Annotated in this window: 17 protein-coding genes; 15 read left to right on the forward strand and 2 right to left on the reverse strand. The window is 33.4% G+C overall.

Annotated features, from left to right (window positions below; genetic code table 11):
- Window positions 1–149: 149 nt before the first annotated feature.
- The 5 genes from pepV to ACY191_RS07625 all read left to right on the forward strand — a co-directional run bounded on the left by pepV (window position 150) and on the right by ACY191_RS07625 (window position 5,300).
- Window positions 150–1,559, forward strand: coding sequence for a dipeptidase PepV (gene pepV, locus ACY191_RS07605; protein ID WP_042738389.1), 1,410 nt, complete (start codon window positions 150–152; stop codon window positions 1,557–1,559).
- A 2-nt stretch (window positions 1,560–1,561) separates the two neighbouring features.
- The gene (gene dat, locus ACY191_RS07610; RefSeq protein WP_042738390.1) at window positions 1,562–2,437 is read left to right on the forward strand and encodes a D-amino-acid transaminase; all 876 of its coding nucleotides are present in this window, start codon (window positions 1,562–1,564) and stop codon (window positions 2,435–2,437) included.
- 435 nt (window positions 2,438–2,872) lie between these two features.
- Complete coding sequence (locus ACY191_RS07615) at window positions 2,873–3,664, forward strand: phosphotransferase family protein (protein ID WP_042738391.1); 792 nt, start codon at window positions 2,873–2,875, stop codon at window positions 3,662–3,664.
- A 12-nt stretch (window positions 3,665–3,676) separates the two neighbouring features.
- Window positions 3,677–4,315, forward strand: a complete 639-nt coding sequence (trmB, locus tag ACY191_RS07620) for a tRNA (guanosine(46)-N7)-methyltransferase TrmB (protein ID WP_229367296.1) — start codon at window positions 3,677–3,679, stop codon at window positions 4,313–4,315.
- Window positions 4,316–4,472: 157 nt separating this feature from the next.
- Window positions 4,473–5,300 carry a YtnP family quorum-quenching lactonase gene (locus ACY191_RS07625; protein ID WP_463269995.1) on the forward strand — a complete coding sequence of 276 codons (828 nt, stop codon included), beginning with the start codon at window positions 4,473–4,475 and terminating at the stop codon, window positions 5,298–5,300.
- A gap of 147 nt (window positions 5,301–5,447) precedes the next feature.
- Here ACY191_RS07625 and ACY191_RS07630 read toward each other — a convergent pair whose 3' ends face one another.
- The gene (locus ACY191_RS07630; protein ID WP_229367295.1) at window positions 5,448–5,768 is read right to left on the reverse strand and encodes a PepSY domain-containing protein; all 321 of its coding nucleotides are present in this window, start codon (window positions 5,766–5,768) and stop codon (window positions 5,448–5,450) included.
- Window positions 5,769–5,850: 82 nt separating this feature from the next.
- Here ACY191_RS07630 and ACY191_RS07635 point away from each other — a divergent pair, with 82 nt between their 5' ends.
- The 10 genes from ACY191_RS07635 to ccpA all read left to right on the forward strand — a co-directional run bounded on the left by ACY191_RS07635 (window position 5,851) and on the right by ccpA (window position 19,242).
- The gene (locus tag ACY191_RS07635) at window positions 5,851–6,927 is read left to right on the forward strand and encodes a M42 family metallopeptidase (RefSeq protein ID WP_229367294.1); all 1,077 of its coding nucleotides are present in this window, start codon (window positions 5,851–5,853) and stop codon (window positions 6,925–6,927) included.
- A gap of 14 nt (window positions 6,928–6,941) precedes the next feature.
- Window positions 6,942–7,253, forward strand: a complete 312-nt coding sequence (locus tag ACY191_RS07640; protein WP_042738396.1) for a thioredoxin family protein — start codon at window positions 6,942–6,944, stop codon at window positions 7,251–7,253.
- A gap of 125 nt (window positions 7,254–7,378) precedes the next feature.
- Complete coding sequence (locus ACY191_RS07645) at window positions 7,379–8,242, forward strand: DUF1444 domain-containing protein (protein WP_042738397.1); 864 nt, start codon at window positions 7,379–7,381, stop codon at window positions 8,240–8,242.
- Window positions 8,243–8,259: 17 nt separating this feature from the next.
- Window positions 8,260–8,859: a YtpR family tRNA-binding protein gene (gene ytpR / locus ACY191_RS07650; RefSeq protein WP_229367293.1), complete on the forward strand. Its 600-nt coding sequence runs from the start codon at window positions 8,260–8,262 to the stop codon at window positions 8,857–8,859.
- 15 nt (window positions 8,860–8,874) lie between these two features.
- Window positions 8,875–12,819, forward strand: coding sequence for a DNA translocase FtsK (locus ACY191_RS07655; protein ID WP_229367292.1), 3,945 nt, complete (start codon window positions 8,875–8,877; stop codon window positions 12,817–12,819).
- A 40-nt stretch (window positions 12,820–12,859) separates the two neighbouring features.
- Window positions 12,860–14,173 carry a UDP-N-acetylmuramate--L-alanine ligase gene (gene murC, locus ACY191_RS07660; RefSeq protein WP_229367291.1) on the forward strand — a complete coding sequence of 438 codons (1,314 nt, stop codon included), beginning with the start codon at window positions 12,860–12,862 and terminating at the stop codon, window positions 14,171–14,173.
- Between the two features lie 70 nt (window positions 14,174–14,243).
- The gene (locus ACY191_RS07665) at window positions 14,244–14,756 is read left to right on the forward strand and encodes a DUF948 domain-containing protein (RefSeq protein WP_042738401.1); all 513 of its coding nucleotides are present in this window, start codon (window positions 14,244–14,246) and stop codon (window positions 14,754–14,756) included.
- Between the two features lie 81 nt (window positions 14,757–14,837).
- Window positions 14,838–16,217: a hypothetical protein gene (locus tag ACY191_RS07670; protein WP_229367290.1), complete on the forward strand. Its 1,380-nt coding sequence runs from the start codon at window positions 14,838–14,840 to the stop codon at window positions 16,215–16,217.
- A gap of 594 nt (window positions 16,218–16,811) precedes the next feature.
- Complete coding sequence (locus ACY191_RS07675) at window positions 16,812–17,903, forward strand: bifunctional 3-deoxy-7-phosphoheptulonate synthase/chorismate mutase (RefSeq protein WP_042738403.1); 1,092 nt, start codon at window positions 16,812–16,814, stop codon at window positions 17,901–17,903.
- 349 nt (window positions 17,904–18,252) lie between these two features.
- The gene (gene ccpA, locus ACY191_RS07680) at window positions 18,253–19,242 is read left to right on the forward strand and encodes a catabolite control protein A (RefSeq protein WP_229367289.1); all 990 of its coding nucleotides are present in this window, start codon (window positions 18,253–18,255) and stop codon (window positions 19,240–19,242) included.
- Window positions 19,243–19,429: 187 nt separating this feature from the next.
- Here the strand turns inward: ccpA and ACY191_RS07685 are convergent, their stop codons facing one another.
- Window positions 19,430–20,587: an acetoin utilization protein AcuC gene (locus tag ACY191_RS07685; RefSeq protein ID WP_042738405.1), complete on the reverse strand. Its 1,158-nt coding sequence runs from the start codon at window positions 20,585–20,587 to the stop codon at window positions 19,430–19,432.
- Window positions 20,588–20,599 lie beyond the last annotated feature (12 nt).

The raw sequence follows: 20,599 nt of genomic DNA on the forward strand, positions 1-20,599 counted from the left end.
GATAAAGCATAACATTTCAGTAGTTTTACTGTTTTAGGTGAAATATAACAGATAAAATTTTGAAATAATATTGTCATCTCACTGTAGTTTATCCGTTACTTCATGTAAAATATAAAATATATTAGTTTGAAGAAGGAAGTTGATCACGAATGTGGAGAGAAAAAGTACAAGAATACGAAAATCAAATCATCGAAGATTTAAAGGGATTATTAGCTATTGAAAGTGTAAGAGATGACAGTAAATCCTCTACAGAGAACCCTGTAGGCCCAGGACCACGTCAGGCACTTGATTATATGTATAAAATTGCAGAACGAGATGGTTTTGGTACACATGATGTAGATCATATTGCAGGAAGAATTGAAGTTGGATCAGGCGAAGATGTATTTGGTATTTTATGTCATGTTGATGTTGTACCAGCTGGTGAAGGTTGGGATACAAATCCATTTGACCCTGTAGTGACAGAAGATAAAGTGATTGCTAGAGGAACGTTAGATGACAAAGGTCCTACAATTGCTGCTTACTATGCTGTAAAAATACTTAATGACATGAAAGTCAATTGGAAAAAAAGAATACATATCATAATAGGGACAGATGAAGAATCTGATTGGAAATGTACTGATCGTTACTTCAAAACTGAAGAAATGCCAGCGTTAGGTTTCGCTCCAGATGCGGAATTCCCAGCAATACATGGAGAAAAAGGGATAAGTACATTCGATGTGATACAAAATGAACAAGCAGAGGAACAAGACGAACCAGAATACGAATTACGTTCATTTACATCAGGTCAAAGATACAACATGGTTCCTGATGAAGCAGAAGCACATATTAATGTGAAAGAAAATATGACAGATGTGATTCAAAACTTTGAACAATTCCTTGTAGATAATCAATTAGAAGGCGAGAGTTCGGTTGATAGCGGTGTTTTAGTACTGAATGTACAGGGTAAAGCAGTACACGGTATGGATCCATCTATAGGTATTAATGCAGGGTTATATTTATTAAACTTCTTATCTCAACTCGATTTAGATAAATCAGCTGCTAATTTTGTAGATTTTAGTGAAAAGTATTTATTCAACTCACATTTCGGTGAAAAAATGGGAATGAAATATCATACTGAAATCATGGGTGATGTTACTACTAATATTGGGGTAATAGAATATAATAATACTAAAGGTGGGAAATTTGGTATTAATTTAAGATATCCTGAAGGGTTCGAATTTGATGAAGCGATGTCTAGGTTTACAAAAGAAATAGCGGAATTAGGCTTTTCTATCGAATTAGGTAAAAACCAAACACCTCATTATGTAGAAAAAGACGATCCATTCGTTCAAACATTAGTACAAGCATATAGAAACCAAACAGGTGATGAGTCTGAACCATATACTATTGGTGGTGGCACATACGCACGTAACCTTGATAAAGGTGTAGCATTTGGTGCGATGTTTGATGACTCTGAAGATTTAATGCATCAGAAAAACGAATATATTACAAAAAAACAATTATTTAATGCGACAAGTATTTATTTAGAATCATTGTATGCATTATGTGTGGAGGAATAACTATGACAAAAGTATTAATCAATGAAAAGCTTGTAGATGAACAAGAGGCAAATGTTCCGTATAACGACAGAGGTTATGTTTTTGGCGATGGTATTTATGAATATGTAAGAATTTATGATAACCATATTTTCACAGCACGCCCACACTTTGAAAGATTGTTAAGAAGTGCAAAAGAAATAGGCTTAGACTTAAAATATTCAGTTGAAGGATTAATTGAACTTGTTCAAGAATTAATCAATGCGAATGGCATAGTAAATGGTGGCGTTTATATTCAGGTTACTCGTGGTGCTGCGCCTCGTGACCATGCCTTCCCAACACCTTCAGTAGAAGCTAATGTAATGGCATTTACAAAGAATTATGGCCGTCCTTATAAAGAATTAGAGGAAGGTATCAATGCAGTGACTACCGAAGATATTCGTTGGTTAAGATGTGACATTAAGAGTTTAAACTTATTAGGAAATGTCTTAGCTAAAGAATTGGCAGTGAAGTACAATGCTAAAGAGGCAATTCAACATAGAGGAGACATTGTTACTGAAGGTTCTTCAAGTAATGTTTATGCGATAAAGGATGGAGAAATATACACACATCCAGTGAATAACTACATCTTAAATGGAATCACGCGTAAAGTGATAAAGCATATTGCAGAAGAACAAAATATTCCATTTAACGAAGAAACGTTTACATTAGACTTCTTAAAAAATGCTGATGAAGTCATTGTTTCTAGTACTTCAATCGAAGTAATGCCAGTAGTGAAACTAAATGGTGAATCTGTAGGTGATGGAAAAGTTGGTGCAATCACTAAAAAATTACAAGAAGGTTTCACACGCTATATAGATACAGTTAGTGGAGAATTTCAAGAAAATGGACAAAAAATATAACATAATTTAACGCCAAATTATGTTATAATGCTAACTGAGCCGAATTAAAATTCTATACGATTTATAGAAGTAAAAAGTCACTTTTTGTTTCTCATTTTTGGTTGAAATACATAGCCAAACAATATAAAATCTTTTATGAGACTTGAAATTTGAAAGTAGAAAATTTCATAAAAAAGATGGAGAAATTTAAAATTAAGTACTCTGTACCATGTTAATTTATGGTATGCTATACGGGTTGCTATAAATTAACATGATCAGTATGTACGAATTATAAAGTAAAAAGGAACTTGAACCAAAAGGGACAAGTGTGTCGATTCTTACGAAAACACATTAAAATTGGTTGAAGTTTATAATTTTGTGAATGAAATTATTATATGTGGCTCTTGAAATTTGTTTTTCTAGAGCCATTTTCTAATTGAAAGTGAGGTGAACGTGTTGGAGCAGTTTTATCAATTAGGATGGACGCTTGATTCAGCAGGTGGTGCATCTGGGGAAGCTTATATGGCCGAACAAGATGGACAGAAGTTATTTTTGAAAAGAAATTCAAATCCTTTTATAGCGGCATTATCTGCTGAAGGTATCGTACCAAAACTAGTGTGGACAAAACGTATCGAAACAGGTGAAGTTGTAACCGCACAACATTGGAAAAACGGTAGAGAACTTACTTTCGATGAAATGCATGAGGAACGTGTAGCACAATTAATGAAAAAAATACACAATTCTAAAACATTACTAAATATGTTAAAACGTATGGAAATGGAGCCCATTACACCAGATATTATGTTGAATAAAATTAATGCCTCCTTATCTCGAGAAGTGCTAACACACCATGTTGTTAGAAAAGCGTTAACTTATTTAGAAGATCATTTACCTAGTTTAGATCCACGTTTCTTTACTGTTGTTCATGGTGATGTAAACCATAATAATTGGTTGTTATCTGATCATGATGAACTTTATCTTGTTGATTGGGAAGATGCGATGATAGCTGATCCTGCAATTGATTTAGGTATGCTGCTTTACAATTACGTTCCAGAAAGTAAATGGCCTCAATGGTTAGATGTTTATGGAGTGAAAGATTCATTAGATCTACAAAAACGTATGAAGTGGTATACAGCTATTCAAGCCATTGGAATGATACAGTGGTATGAAGAACAAAAACGTTATAAAGATATGAATATGTGGTTGAAATTCTTGAACGAAATGATGAATAACAATGCATTTATTTAAGGAGTTATCAATATGAGAATGCGTCATAAACCATGGGCAGAAGATTATCTTAAATCACATTCAGATATCGTTGATATAGACGGTAGTCGATCTGGGCATATCCGAGAATGGTTTAATAATGACCAGCCAATCTACATTGAGGTAGGTTCTGGCATGGGACAATTTATTACAACACTCGCAGCTCAAAATCCAGAAATAAATTTTGTTTCGATGGAACGTGAGAAAAATGTGATGGTAAAAGTTTTGGATAAAGTACTAGAACAAAATTTATCAAATATAAAGTTAATTTGTAATGATGCCGTTGAATTAAATGAGTATTTTGTTGATGGTGAAGTTGATAGACTTTATCTAAATTTCTCTGATCCATGGCCAAAGAATCGACATGCCAAGCGAAGATTGACATATCATACCTATTTAGCACTATATAAACAAATCTTAAAGAAAGATGGCGAACTTCACTTTAAGACAGACAATAGAGGTTTATTTGCTTATAGTTTAGAAAGTATGTCGCAATTTGGTATGTATTTTACAAAGATTAATCTAAATCTCCATGAAGAAGATGTAGAAGGTAATATAGAAACTGAATATGAGCGAAAGTTTTCTGAAAAAGGATCGAGAATTTATCGTATGGAAGCTAAGTTTCACTCATAATATGTAAATTGGTAGGGCGCATATGCTCTATCAATTTTTTTATGTCGAAATTTAGGGTATACGATTAGAAACAATCATGATTGTATTAAACGAGGGTATTGTATTAGTATAAGGAGTGTTCAAGTTAATACATATCGATGGTTAGGAGGAAGTCTTTATGAGAATTGGCAAATTTAACGTACGTTATGTGAATGGAGGCATTACCAATATTGACGGTGGTGCAATGTTTGGCGTCGTGCCGAAAGCATTGTGGACAAAAAAATACGAGGTAAATGAGAAGAATCAAATTCCTTTACCTACACACCCTATTTTAATTCAAACTGAGGATAAAAACATCTTAATCGATACAGGTATCGGTGTAGGAAAGCTAACTGAAAAAGAACGTAGGAACTTTGGTGCTGAATATGAAAGTGATATAGATAGGGACTTAAAAGCACTGCATTTAACTAGAGCTGACATAGATATACTTATCTTAACTCATTTACACTTTGATCATGCCTCAGGGTTAACTGATAATGAAGGGAATGCTAGCTTTCCAAATGCTATCCATGTCTTTCAACAAGATGAGTGGCATGAGTTCCAAAGTCCTAATATAAGAAGTAAATCAACATATTGGCCAAAAAACAATGGTACATTTCAGAGAAATTTAATTCTTTTTGAAAAAGAATATGAAGTGTATCCAGGTATTACAGTTAGCCATACTGGTGGACATAGTTATGGCCACTCTATCATTACGATTGAAAGTGAAGGGGAAAAAGCGGTACATATGGGCGATATTTTTCCAACAACAGCCCATAAAAATCCATTATGGGTTACCGCTTATGATGATTATCCAATGGATTCAATCAGAGCGAAGGAGCGATTGATACCAAAATTTATCTATGAAGGGTATTGGTTCTTGTTCTATCATGACAATAATTATTTCGCAGTAAAATATGATAAAGATAGACCAAATGAGATACAAAGTTATCTGTCACGAAATTAAAAAATAGCTAAAGTAAGAGCGTTAAATCTAGATATAGAACACCATGTTCACATGTTGATGATCAACAGTTTCCCATTTTACAAAGTGTTTATACAATTGATTTAATATACCCACTAAACAAGTGTGGATATGCTCTTGCTTTAGCCTTTATTTTGTACATTCAATAATATCAATAATTTCTCCAGTCGAAGCATCTGCAAAGAAATCATAGTAAGTGATGTTGCCATTATGTTGTGTAGTAATACCACCTTGATATACAACTAATACTTTATCGCCATGATTATAATGAATGGTTTCATTTAATATGTATGAACCTACGACATTCATAAAATATGTTCTTACTTCCTTAATGACCTTTTCAGGATTAAGGCGTTGTTGATTTTTGCGACTATTAAATGCAAAACTTACTCCGACAATGGATGCAAGTAAAATAAATATTATGATGAATAAGTTTTTTTTATTCAACATGACAGAATCTACCCCCATTAAAGTCATATTAATAGTGTACCATATTGAAGATGATATAATAAATGTTAAGGAGTGAACGAAATTGAATATTGATCAACAAACAACAATAAGCAGAATTAAAACATTAACAGAATTGCATGGCGCACCAGGATTTGAGGATAACGTGAAAGATTATCTAATTTCTGCGATGGAACCTTATGTAGACGAATTTGTCTATAACCGTATGGGAGGGTTCTATGGTGTTAAACGCTCGAAAGTAGCAAACCCTAAACGTGTAATGGTAGCCGCACATATGGATGAAATTGGATTTATGATTACAAATATTTCAAAGCAAGGTATGATTCAGTTCACAAATTTAGGTGGTGTAGCTACTGATATTTGGCAAGGCCAACGTTTGAAAATAAAAACACGCAATAATGAAGAAATAACAGGTGTAGTTGCAAATATTCCTAAACATTTTAGAACCGGAAGTGAAGGGGCACCTAAAATTGAAGATTTAATGTTAGATATAGGTTGTGAAGATGATGCATCTGTTATAGCGAGAGGTGTTCAAATAGGGGACACGATTGTTCCTGATACATCACTTACACAGTTGTCTGATTATCGTTTTGCTAGCAAAGCATGGGATAATAGATATGGTTGTTTAATTGGGTTAGAATTATTAGAATTATTAAAAGATGAAACATTAGATTTTGATTTGTATGTTGGTGCAAATGTTCAAGAGGAAGTAGGTTTGCGCGGCGCACGTGCAGCTGCAGAATTAATTGATCCTGACGTAGCATTTGTAGTCGATTGTTCTCCTGCAAATGATATGAAAGGCAAGCAAAATTTGTCTGGAGAATTAGGTGGCGGCACATTAATTCGCATTAAAGACGGTACAATGTTATTGAAACCTAGCTTTAGAGACTATCTATTGGAAATCGCAAATGATCAAAAAATTAACCATCAATACTATATTTCACCTGGTGGAACAGATGGTGGTGAAATTCACAAAGCGAGAATAGGTGTACCAACTGCTGTAATTGGAGTTTGTGCACGTTATATTCATAGTACAGACTCAGTGTTTGATATCAGAGATTACTTTGCCGCTAGACATTTGCTGTACGAAGCAACGAAACGACTTGATGATGACCAAATTCAAACTTTACAATATAAATAACTAGGAGAGATACTATGAAAACATTAGAAAATGAAACACAATTTAAAGAACTTAAGCAACAACAAACAGTATTTTTATTTACTGCAGACTGGTGTCCAGACTGTAAAGTTATTGAACCAGATTTACCACAACTAGAAGACAAATATCAAGAGTATAATTTTGTATCAGTGGATAGAGATAAATATTTAGATATTTGTATTGAACATGGTATTATGGGCATTCCAAGTTTCTTAGTTTATCGAGATGGCGAGCAAATTGGTAGCTATATTGGAAAAGAAAGAAAATCAATCGAACAAATCGATAGTTTTTTAGCGTCATTAAATTAAAAATTGAGTTAAAAAACCATAAACAGAATTTGAAAAATATATACCCTTAGAACGTACTTTTTTTCTGTTCCTAAGGGTATATTTATTGTAAACTGTAATAAGGCACGTAAATAGGAGTGTTAATTATGAATGTCTTTCAAATGAGAGATAAACTCAAAGAGCGATTAAACCATTTAGATGTAAAATTTAGTTTCAATCGCGATGAAGAAACGCTACGAATTTCTAGAACTGATAATAACCAAGGTGTTACAGTCAAACTTTCTACAATAGTAGCAAAGTATAAACAACAACAGGAAAATGTAGTAGATGAAATTGTCTACTATGTCGAAGAAGCAATTGAACAAATGAAAGAAAAGCAAGTAACTGATATAGAAAATATTCAAATTATGCCAGTACTTAGATCTCCAAGCTTTGATAAAAAAGATAAAAATGGTAATGCATTTGTGATTGAACCGCATACTGCAGAAACTAATATTTATTATGCTGTAGATTTAGGGAAATCTTATCGGTTAATTGATGAAAAGATGTTACAGCAATTAAATCTTACAAAGCAACAATTAAAAGAAATGGCTTTATTTAATATACGTAAACTTGAAAATAAATATAAAACAGATGAAGTGAAAGGTAATATTTTTTATTTCGTAAATTCCAATGATGGATATGATGCGAGTAGAATTTTAAATACAAGTTTTCTAAATGATTTACAAAGTCAATGTGAAGGTGAAATGTTAGTAGCAGCACCACATCAAGATGTCTTGATTATTGCAGATATTCGTAATAAGACAGGATACGATGTAATGGCACATTTAACGATGGAGTTCTTCACTAAAGGATTAGTTCCTATCACTTCATTATCCTTTGGTTATGATCAAGGACATTTTGAACCTATATTTATCTTAGGTAAAAATAATAAACAAAAACGAGATCCTAATGTCATCCAAAGATTAGAAGCAACTAGAAAGCAATATGAAAATAAAGATAAGAAATAATTAAGGAGTTAAAAATCATGAATTTATTTTACAATAATGAAGCAGTCGGCGATGTCGCATTTTTACAAATTGAAGTTACTGAAGGGCCATTCGATTACGTAACAAAAGGTGATGTTGTAGAAATTAGAAATAACGATCAAGTTGTTGGATACAACATTTTTAATATTTCAAAAAAATCTCAAATAAGCGGAAACGGTCATATCAAGTTGACTGAAGCATTGGTTGCTGAGTTACAAACTGCAATTACAAATGCTGGCTTTGACTATAAATTAAATGCAGATTTTTCTCCTAAGTTTGTTGTAGGTTATGTAGAAACGAAAGAAAAACATCCAGACGCTGATAAATTAAGTGTACTAAAAGTGGATGTTGCTACAGAGCAATTACAAATTGTTTGTGGTGCACCGAATGTTGAAGCGGGACAGAAAGTTGTAGTTGCCAAAGTAGGTGCAGTTATGCCTAGCGGTATGGTAATTAAAGATGCAGAATTAAGAGGTGTAGCTTCAAGTGGTATGATTTGTTCAATGAAAGAATTAAATTTACCAAACGCACCTCAAGAAAAAGGAATAATGGTATTGTCTGATGACTACACAGTTGGTCAAGCATTTTTTGAAGAATAAGGAGGTAATGTATGAATGAGCTGGTTCGACAAGTTATTTGGAGAAGATAATGGTTCTAATGATGATTATCTCAATAAAAGAAGCCAACGACGTCAAAAAGCTAAGCAACAAGAAAAGCGTGAATCATTACTTCCACAAAACAATGACGTTTATGAAAGACCAAAGGGAAAATTTCGCTTTCCAGTAGACGGATTAGAGAGTGAACAAGCACACAAGGAACAAGTTGATTCCGAAGATAAACTTCATGAGACACAACAGAAGGACAGAACTCGAGGCGAAGATCAAGGCGAGCGTGTCAGTGTCAATCATCCACATCGAAGACGAAGAACTATGCACGAAAGTGCAAAAGCGCATACTACAAATGATGAAGTTAATTCTAACGTAGCGCACCAACATAGTAGTTACGAAGAAACGTCAAGAGAAAAGAAACAACATCATGGTAAAAGGATGCGAATTCAAACAGATGTTTTAAGAGCGAATACACATTCAAAGGCAAATCACCAAGCGCCTAAATATCATCAAAGTGAATTTAAAGCCAGTGAAGTGCCATCTGCAATCTTTGGAACTAAAAAACCACGTCCTTTGCAAAATGGTGTGATTCCACCGACATCTAACGATACAGATGAAAGTGATAGCAAGATTGATAAGGTGAATACGGAGCAAAGTACACAGCACCGTAGTACAACATCATCCACATCAAAAGATACGCAACAAACAGTTTTTTATAATGATCAATATATAGATTCTAATGTATCTGATACTAAAAGTAATATTGAAAATAATGGTGAACATAAGTCAACTAATCAAGCGAATAAGTCACAAGAACAGTCTAAAGGACCAAAAAACAATACCATTAATATTGAAAACATTTATGCTTCTCAAATCGTTGAAGAGATACGTAAAGAACGTGAGAGAAAATTATTACAAAAACGTCAATTTAAAAAAGCATTACAACAGAAGAGACAACAAAATAATGATAATCATGAAGATAGTATTCAAAATGCAATTAATGAGATGTATGCAAAACAAGCTAAACATCATTTAGGTGAAAGTTCACTTGATGATTTGAATAGTTATGATGAATCTCAAAAAAATGGTGATTCAAGTTCAGAAGAGACGGGTTATAGTTCAGCTGAGTCAGATATTCAAAACGCTGAAAATTACTCAAATAATGAGTCTACAAGCTTGTTTAACTATGAAGAAATTGATTTGGATAATATTAGTGATGTACATACAGCTAACCAATCATATCAACAAATCGATGAAGTTACTGAAGATGATTTGAATAATACAGAAAATCATGATTCATATTTAACAAACAAAGATGATGAAGTAACAGAATCTATACAAGCTGCTGATCTGGAAGAGGATGATAGTGAGCAAAATTCTGGTATTGAGCATGCAACTAACCAAGACATTGCTACTTCGGCTTATAATGACTTAGATCAGAGCAAGCATCAAGCATTAGAAGATGAAATAGTTGATGCGCAATATCGTGAACTTGTAAATGAAAACGATAAAAACAGTGATGAAATAGAGCATAATCAAGAATTAGCGACCCATGATCATGATGAACAATCTACAATGAATTCAGTTGTCGATGATACTGACTATGAACAAAATGCTCAATCATATCAAACATCAGAAGCAACTTCTGTAGCTTATAGTGAATTAGATTCATCTTCTACAAGTGAAGCAGCTGATGCTGATATAACTTCTACAAGTGAATTGGATTCATCTAAGCATTTATCGCAACTTGATAGTCAAAGTGTTGCAAACCAAAATGCAGAATTATCTGAAACTACAAGTGAGTCGAACGGCCACAATAATGAAGTGAAATCGTCAGAAACAATTGACAATGTATCTGATAATCCTAGCAAGGTAGTAGATGATACTGAAGATGATTCTAAATCAAATGCAGCTGATGCTAATACACAACAAGAAAATGTTGGCACACAGCAAGCAGTATCGCACGTGGAACAAACGGATGACAATATCAAACAAAATAAACAAACATCAAATCAATCACAACACAATGCACCACTCAGAAAAGGTGGTAAACCATTTAATGTTGTTATGACACCATCTGATAAAAAACGCATGATGGATGCGAAAAAATCAAGACAAAACTTGTCTACATCACGTATGAATCAACAGCAAAATGAGCAAACAGTAGAAACACAAATTACTACTGATAACGTATTAGAAACAAGCGAAGTCAATACACAATTTGAGACAGTTTCAAATTCAACCAGTGAAAATAATCAACACCAAGATATTAACTTGAACCAAAGCGATTCTACAGTATCAGAACCTACATTAGAACCTGAATCAGCTGAATCGTTAAGCGTTGAAAATCAAACACGAGACCATTCAATAGCTGAACAAACGGATGATAAATTGGAAACATCAGTCGATAATGAGGTGTTATCAGAATCTAATCAAGTGAATCAAGGAAATACTGAAATACCACCGTTACAACCAGAGTTCAATAAACATCCACAGGAAAGTGCTTCTAACACAGAACACCAAGATGATAATAATGAGAAACCAGTTATCAGAAGGGGACCAAATATTAAGTTACCGAGTCCTGTATTATTAGAGGAGCCAGAAGAACATGAAATAGATAATTCCTGGATTGAAGAGAAGAAGCAAGAATTGAATGAGGCTTTTTATTACTTTAATGTTCCAGCGGAAGTACAAAATGTTACAGAAGGTCCTAGTGTTACTCGTTTTGAATTGTCTGTTGAAAAAGGTGTGAAGGTTTCAAGAATTACTGCTCTACAAGATGATATCAAAATGGCATTAGCAGCTAAGGACATTAGAATTGAGGCACCAATTCCTGGAACGAGTCTTGTAGGTATAGAAGTACCAAACCAATCATCTACAAAAGTGAATTTGCGCTCAATTATAGATACACCGAAATTCAAAAATTCGGAATCAAAACTTACAGTTGCGATGGGTTATAGAATCAATAATGAACCATTATTGATGGACATTGCTAAGACGCCACATGCATTAATTGCAGGTGCAACAGGTTCAGGAAAATCAGTGTGTATTAATAGTATTTTAATGTCACTTTTATATAAAAATCATCCTGAAGAACTTAGATTGTTACTTATTGATCCGAAAATGGTAGAATTAGCACCATATAATGATTTACCTCATTTAGTTTCACCAGTTATAACAGATGTGAAGGCAGCAACACAAAGTCTAAAATGGGCTGTTGAGGAAATGGAACGTAGATATAAAGTATTTGCCAAATACCATGTGCGTAACATTACTGCCTTTAACAAAAAAGCAGCTTATGAAGATAGAATGCCGAAAATTGTTATTGTCATTGATGAGTTAGCAGATTTAATGATGATGGCCCCACAAGAAGTAGAGCAATCAATTGCTAGAATTGCTCAAAAAGCACGTGCATGTGGAATTCATATGCTTGTAGCTACACAGCGACCATCTGTTAATGTAATTACTGGTTTAATTAAAGCTAATATACCAACTAGAATTGCATTTATGGTATCATCAAGCGTAGATTCTCGAACTATATTAGATAGTGGTGGCGCCGAAAGATTATTGGGTTACGGAGATATGCTTTATTTAGGTAGCGGTATGAATAAACCGATACGTGTTCAAGGCACATTCGTATCAGATGAAGAAATTGATGATGTCGTTGACTTTATCAAACAACAACGTGAACCTGAATATTTATTTGAAGAGAAAGAATTATTGAAGAAGACAGAAGCCCAACCACAAGATGATTTGTTCAATGATGTTTGTCGCTTTATGTTACAAGAAGGACATATTTCAACATCACTTATTCAACGACATTTCCAAATAGGTTATAATCGGGCAGCACGAATTATAGATCAGTTAGAACAATTAGGCTATGTTTCAGGAGCTAATGGTTCTAAACCAAGAGATGTATATATAACAGAAGCTGATTTAAACAACGATTAATTGAGAGAAAAATAAAAATTAATAAAAGAGGAGTGTTACAATGACACATTATCATTTTGTCGGCATCAAAGGTGCCGGTATGAGTTCATTAGCACAAATAATGCATGATCTTGGAAATGAAGTACAAGGCTCAGATATAAAAAATTATGTATTTACAGAAGTTGCATTAAAAAATAATGGCATAGAAATCTTACCTTTTGATGCAAAAAATATTAAAGAAGATATGATTGTCGTTCAAGGTAATGCATTTCCAGATACACATGAAGAAGTGGTAAGAGCACATGAATTGAAATTAGATGTAATTCGTTATCATGACTTTTTAGGTCATGTTATTAGCCAATATACATCTGTTGCAGTAACAGGTGCTCATGGTAAAACATCAACTACAGGTTTACTATCACATGTAATGAATGGTGATAAGAAGACGTCATTCTTAATTGGTGATGGTACTGGTTTAGGTATTCCAGAAAGTGATTACTTTGCATTTGAAGCTTGTGAATACCGTAGACATTTCTTAAGCTATCATCCGGATTATGCCATCATGACAAACATTGATTTTGATCATCCTGACTACTTCAAAGATATCCATGATGTAATTGATGCTTTCCAAGAAATGGCACGTAATGTTAAAAAAGGTATTATCGCTTGGGGCGGAGATGAACATTTACGTGACATCAAAGCAGATGTACCAGTGTATTATTATGGCTTCTCAAAAGATGATAATGTTTATGCGGATAATGTTCAAATAAGTCCAAAAGGAACGCAATTTGATGTTTATGTAGAAAATAAATACTATGATACATTCTTGTCTCCACAATTTGGGGATCATAACATTCTAAATGCATTAGCAGTTATCACGATTAGCTATTTAGAAAATCTAAATGTAGCTAATATTAAAGAAGCACTTGAAACATTTGGTGGTGTGAAACGACGCTTTAATGAGACTAAAGTTGGGAATCAAGTTCTTGTTGATGATTATGCACACCATCCACGTGAAATCAGTGCAACGATTGAAACTGCTAGAAAAAAATATCCTGATAAAGAAGTTATTGCTGTGTTCCAACCACATACCTTCAGTAGAACTAAAGCATTTTTAGATGAATTTGCTGAATGTTTAAATACAGCAGATCATACATTTTTATGTGAAATTTTTGGTTCAATCAGAGAAAATAGTGGTAATTTAACTATACAAGATCTGGTTGATAGAATTGATGGTGCAAAACTTATCGATGAAGAATCAGTGAATGCATTGGAACAATATAATAATGCAGTTATTTTATTCATGGGCGCTGGTGATATACAAAAAATTCAACGCGCATACATGGAAAATGTTGGTGTAACTACCTCATTTTAATATGTTTATGTTAAAATGAGATGGGTAGTTATATTAAGTAACAACATATGTTTATTAGGAGGCGTTTTTAATGGAATGGATTTTACCTATAGCTGGAATTATCGCTGCGATCGCATTTCTTATACTAGTAATTGGTATCGTAGTTGTATTACTTTCAGTCAAGAAAAACTTAGATCATGTTGCTAAAACACTAGATGGTGTTGAAGGACAAATTCAAGGTATTACACGTGAGTCAACGGATTTACTTCACAAAGCAAACCGCTTAACTGAAGACATCCAAGGCAAATCAGATCGTTTGAACTCAGTGGTTGATGCCGTTAAAGGAATTGGTGACTCAGTACAAACTTTAAACGGTTCTGTAGACCGAGTTACAAACTCTATTACGCACAATATTTCTCAAAATGAAGATAAAATTTCTCAAGTTGTTCAATGGTCAAATGTAGCAATGGAAGTTGCTGATAAATGGCAAAACAGAAGAAATCGTAGAAATAGTGCAAGTTATAAAACAAGTGGAGTAGCAGACGATGCGAACTTCTCAAACGAAGGTAACCATAGCTATACTACACGAGTTGATAATAAATAATTCATATACTTAAACAAACAAATGCACTTAAATGAGGATTTAAACTTATTTAAGTGCATTTGTTATAGGGGGCTATCATTTATGAAGTATTACAATCGAGATAACTATGAAAGAAATTTAGAAAGTTACGAAGTGCCTGAATATTTTTCAAAAGGCAGTAGAAATGTCTTTGTCTATGGATTTATTGTAGGGGCAGTAATCGGCTCAGCTATAGGTCTAGTGACGTTAAGTAAACCACGTAATGACAAATATTCCGATAAACAATCTAAAGAAGACCAATTTAAATCTAGTATAATTAACCAAACAGAAGCAGATCAACGTGCTGCAGAGGAACAAGTAGCAGACATTAAAGCGTCGATTAATAACCAAGAAAGTGTATCAGCAGCCGAATTAGCGGCACAAAAGGATGCTATTAAAGAAGAAGTAGCAGAACATCATTTAGCAGATACTTCTCCAAATGCACAACAATCTCAACAAGATGTGAGTGCAACACAGAAGTCATCTGACGAAGAAAGCAATGTAGCAGAGTTAGAAACTAAACATATCGATGCTTCTAAGGAACCGAGCCAAAGTGAGGTTGCAGCCCAACAAGAAGCGATTAAAGATGAGACACAGAGTACGTCGGAAAATCATGCTTCAGCTTCATCACAATCTGAAACCAGTTCCGATCATAATGGCGCAAAAATTGCTGCAGCTACAGGTGGTACAGTTGCTGCAGCTGGAATCGCAAAAGCGGCTGCTGATAAGAATGATAAAATTGACAACGATGAGGAAACAGCTAATAGAACAGATGAATTAGTATCTGAAGACAAAAAATCAACATCCACTGAAGCAAAAGAAACACCAAATTTAGTTACAGAAAGTAAATCTGAAACAACTCAATCGAATGGTACGACGAAAGCTAGTGCCGTTGCGGTTGGTACAGTAACTTCGGCAGGTTTAGCTTCAGCTGCTAAATCAAAACAAACTTTGATACAAAATGACACAAATGTTGCAGATAACACTGCTAATCTATTAACACCAGAAGGTATCAAAGGTAATAACAAAACGGAAGTTCCTAACTTAGTTACAGAAAGCAATGTTGAGACTTCTGTTGAATCAACTGATAAGGTAGATAATACAGCTGATAAAGGTAATAAAGGTGCAACTGCTACTTCAGCATCAAAACCTCATGATGCCGAACGAAGAGTGGAACAAGTACATGAAACTGTATCATTCAAAGATGGTATCATTACGCATGACAAAGCTGGTCAAAGTGGTAATAAATCAACATCAACATCTACAGCATCAAATCAAAGTGAAGAACAAGTTGATTATAATGAGGGTATTATTTCTCACGGAAGTGCTAAAGAACAAACAGATGAAGACGCTAATAATTCGACATATACGAAAAATCGTCCTCAAGCAAAAAAAGCTGAAAAGGCAAAAAGTAAAATAGCGAAACGAACATTTAATGATTAAATGCTAAATCAAATTATTGAATAATGTATTGATTATACTGAGTAATTACGTTGATTATAGACAAGTTTTAACAGCATTAGATACGAAATTTTTAAAGTAATGACTCGCTTAGTATACTATTTTCTAGGCTGCTGATTCCCTGATTACAGACGGGAGTCAGCAGCTTTTTTTAAATAAAAATTAAAACGCATAAGAAATATACCAAAATTAACTACAGTGATAGGCAAGGACAAAATGGATTTTTATGTGATGACTTGTTGAATTGTAGAAGCGAATAATGAATTGTTCACATCACGACTATGATTACAAATACGTTAATACATTTCTGCTTTAAAACTGTATCGTGTTAAAGGTTTCAAAATAAATATTAACATTTTGTTATTAAATTAATAAATTTGATGAAAAGTGTAAAATATAACTAGTAACTGACTGAAAATTCAGTTATCATTAATGTTATTCACTTAAAAGTGAAAATTTTTTAAATAGTGACTTGAACTTATTGGTACTTATTGTTAGAATTACGTTTAACAAATATTTTATCGCTTTAAAGCAGAATAAAATATGCAGTTTAAAATTTTCATAGAGGTGACTTAAATGACAGATAAATTACAAGAATACAGAGACGAAATTGTTGAAATTAACGATGAAATTTTAAAGCTTTTATCTAAAAGAGGGAAATTGGCACAACAAATCGGTGAGGAGAAACGTAAACAAGGTACAATGGTTTATGATCCACAACGTGAAAAAGAAATGATTAATGTACTTTTAGATAAAAATGAAGGTCCATTTAACGATAATGTGATTAAGCAATTATTTAAAGAAATTTTTAAAGCCTCTACTGATTTACAAAAATCTGAAAATGAAAAACATTTATATGTTTCAAGAAAATTAAAACCAGAAGATACAATCGTCCAATTTGATAATGGTGGAATTATTGGAGATGGTAATAAATCATTTGTATTTGGTCCATGTTCTGTTGAATCACAAGAACAAGTTGATGCAGTAGCTGCAGAATTACAAGCGAGAGGCGAAAAATTCATCAGAGGTGGGGCATTTAAACCTCGTACTTCACCATATGATTTCCAAGGATTAGGTGTTGAAGGTTTAAAAATACTTAAAAATACAAAAGATAAATACGGCTTAAATGTAGTCAGTGAAATTGTAAATCCTGCAGATTTTGAAGTTGCCGATGAATACTTAGATGTATTCCAAATTGGTGCACGTAACATGCAAAACTTCGAACTTTTAAAAGAAGCAGGTCGCTCTAATAAACCAGTATTATTAAAACGTGGATTATCAGCAACAATTGAAGAATTTATTTATGCTGCTGAATACATTGCATCACAAGGTAATAATAATATTATTTTATGCGAACGTGGTATCCGTACTTACGAAAAAGCAACTAGAAACACTTTAGATATTTCAGCGGTACCAATTTTGAAACAAGGTACACACTTACCAGTTATGGTCGATGTGACACACAGTACAGGTAGAAAAGATATCATGCTACCGACAGCTAAAGCAGGTTTAGCTGTGGGCGCAGATGGCATTATGGCTGAAGTTCATCCAGATCCAGCAGTAGCATTAAGTGATAGTGGTCAACAAATGGACTTGAACGAATTTGATAAATTCTACAATGAGCTTAAGCCATTAGCAGACATGTATAACAGTAAACAATTAAAATAAGCACCATGCAAAATATACATTAGATAATAATGTTATTTGTGTAATTAACGATACAGATTAAAATATCCCTATGTTGTTTCTAGTTTGAAACACATAGGGATATTTTCGTTAATTTAATTCTTAAATGTATTATTCTTAACAAGTATAAGGATATAAATGACTTGATTAGTAGACTACTGCAGTTATGGCGAGTTATTACACTGTATAAAAATAAAATGTAATTATATATAATGACATAATTATGACATTCAAAACAAAATGATTTTCTATTTATAAAAAATGTGGTAAACTTTGAAAAGTTGTGAAAACAGAGTATAATAACAAATAAATCGCTTACAAGGAGGAAATTATGACAGTTACAATATATGATGTTGCAAGAGAAGCACGCGTTTCAATGGCAACCGTGTCACGTGTCGTTAACGGAAACCAAAATGTTAAACCTGAAACGAGAGACAAAGTGAACGAAGTTATAAAAAAATTAAATTATAGACCAAATGCAGTAGCACGTGGATTAGCGAGTAAACGTACTACAACAGTAGGCGTAATTATACCAGATATTTCTAATGTTTATTATTCTCAATTGGCAAGAGGATTAGAAGATATAGCGACAATGTATAAATATCATTCTATTATCTCAAATTCTGATAATGATCCAGTTAAGGAAAAGGAAATTTTTAACAATTTATTAAGTAAACAAGTAGATGGAATTATATTCCTAGGTGGTACAATCTCTGAGGAAATCAAAGATTTAATTAATAAATCTTCAGTTCCAGTAGTTGTATCGGGTACAAATGGTAAAGATGATGGCATTGCTTCTGTAAACATTGATTTTAAAGCAGCAGCCAAGGAAATTACTAGTCAGTTAATTACCAATGGTGCTAAGTCATTTGCTTTTGTTGGTGGAGATTATTCTAAGAAAGCACAAGAAGATGTGTTAGCAGGACTACAAGAAGTCTTATCTCAACATCAATTACAATTAGACAACGACTTAATCTTTAATGGTAATGAGACATACAAAGATGGTGTTCGTGCATTTGAATCATTAAAATCATCTAAACCAGATGCAATTTTATCTATTAGTGATGAGCAAGCTATTGGTTTAGTACACTCAGCACAAGATGTTGGTGTTAGTGTACCAGAATCACTACAAATAGTAAGCTTCAATAATACGAGATTAGTTGAAATGGTTAGACCACAGTTATCTAGTGTTATTCAACCGTTATATGATATCGGGGCAGTAGGTATGAGACTATTAACTAAGTATATGAATGAAGAAGAAATAGAAGAGCCTAATGTTATCTTGCCGCACAGAATTGAATATAGAGGTACAACTAAGTAATCATTTAATATTACGAAGTTAGACCGTTTCTTATATAAATAACCCCTTATTTTCACTGAAGTAATCATGTTAGAAAATAGTGTAATCTATCTTCTAATCTGTTGATTACCTTTTACCAATGAAGATAAGGGGGTATTTTTTATGTGGCAATTGGATTTGATTAATCATTGGCTAGGGAAGTGAATGATTAAATAAACCAACTCCGTACTTGTTGCGCACGTTTCATATTAATTTCACTAATTTCATCTTTTCTTGGAATAACTTGAAAATCTTCGCATTCATCTTGCCATGTATTTGGTAAGGTTATGGGCGCGTAATGTTGCCATTTTTTTATCCACGCTTCAGGCAAATTTCCTGTTAATGGACTTTCTCCTAAAAGAGCTAGAAATACATGTGTCCAAGCTCTTGGCACAACTTTCCAAATATTATAACCACCACCGCCAAACATAATAACCTTTCCATTGGTATATGTATCAGCTAATGATTTAATAATATAAGGAATTTGGTATAGTGCATCTAAGGTACAATGCATATGTGTCAATGGATCCAAATAATGTATGTCCACACCATGTACACTAATAATAATATCTGGATTAAATGATGCGACAACGGGTTCTATTGTTGCTTTAAATGTCTCTATAAATGATTCATCCTCTGTGTAGGGTTCCAATGGCATATTGACAGTATATCCGAATCCTTCTTCATTCCCACGCTCTGTGTAATGTCCTGAACCAGGGAATAAGAATTTTCCAGTTTCATGAATAGAATAAATTAAAGCTTGGTCATTCGTGTAAAAGCTCCATTGTGTACCATCGCCATGATGTGCATCTGTATCAATACAAAGTACACGTTGATTATAATACTTCATTAAATACTTAATCGCTATAGCAACATCATTATAGATACAAAAGCCATTTGCTCTGCCAGGTAAACTATGATGTAATCCACCACCTAAGTGACAGCCATTAGTTATTTGATTTGTCATAACTTGATCAACTAAATTTAATGCTCCACCTACAATTCTAGCACTATGCTTATGCATCATGCGAAATTGTTGTGTATCATCACCATCAAGACCATATTTTTTAGCTTCACTATCACTTAGAATTCCGTGCGATGCATGTCGAATTGCTTGAATATAATCATAGCTATGAATAAGTGCGATTTCATCATCTGTAGCGATGCGTGGCTTGATAATATGAGAGGGTTTAAGGTAACCTAGCTCTGTTAATAACTCCGTCGTTAATTTAAGGCGCATTTGATTAAATGGATGGCTGTTACTAAAGCGATATTGCAATAAATCATTAGAATAGACATAGCCCGTAAGTTGTTGCTTATTATTCATAAATTTCTCCCC

Source organism: Staphylococcus sp. TCBT05, from assembly GCF_055179755.1.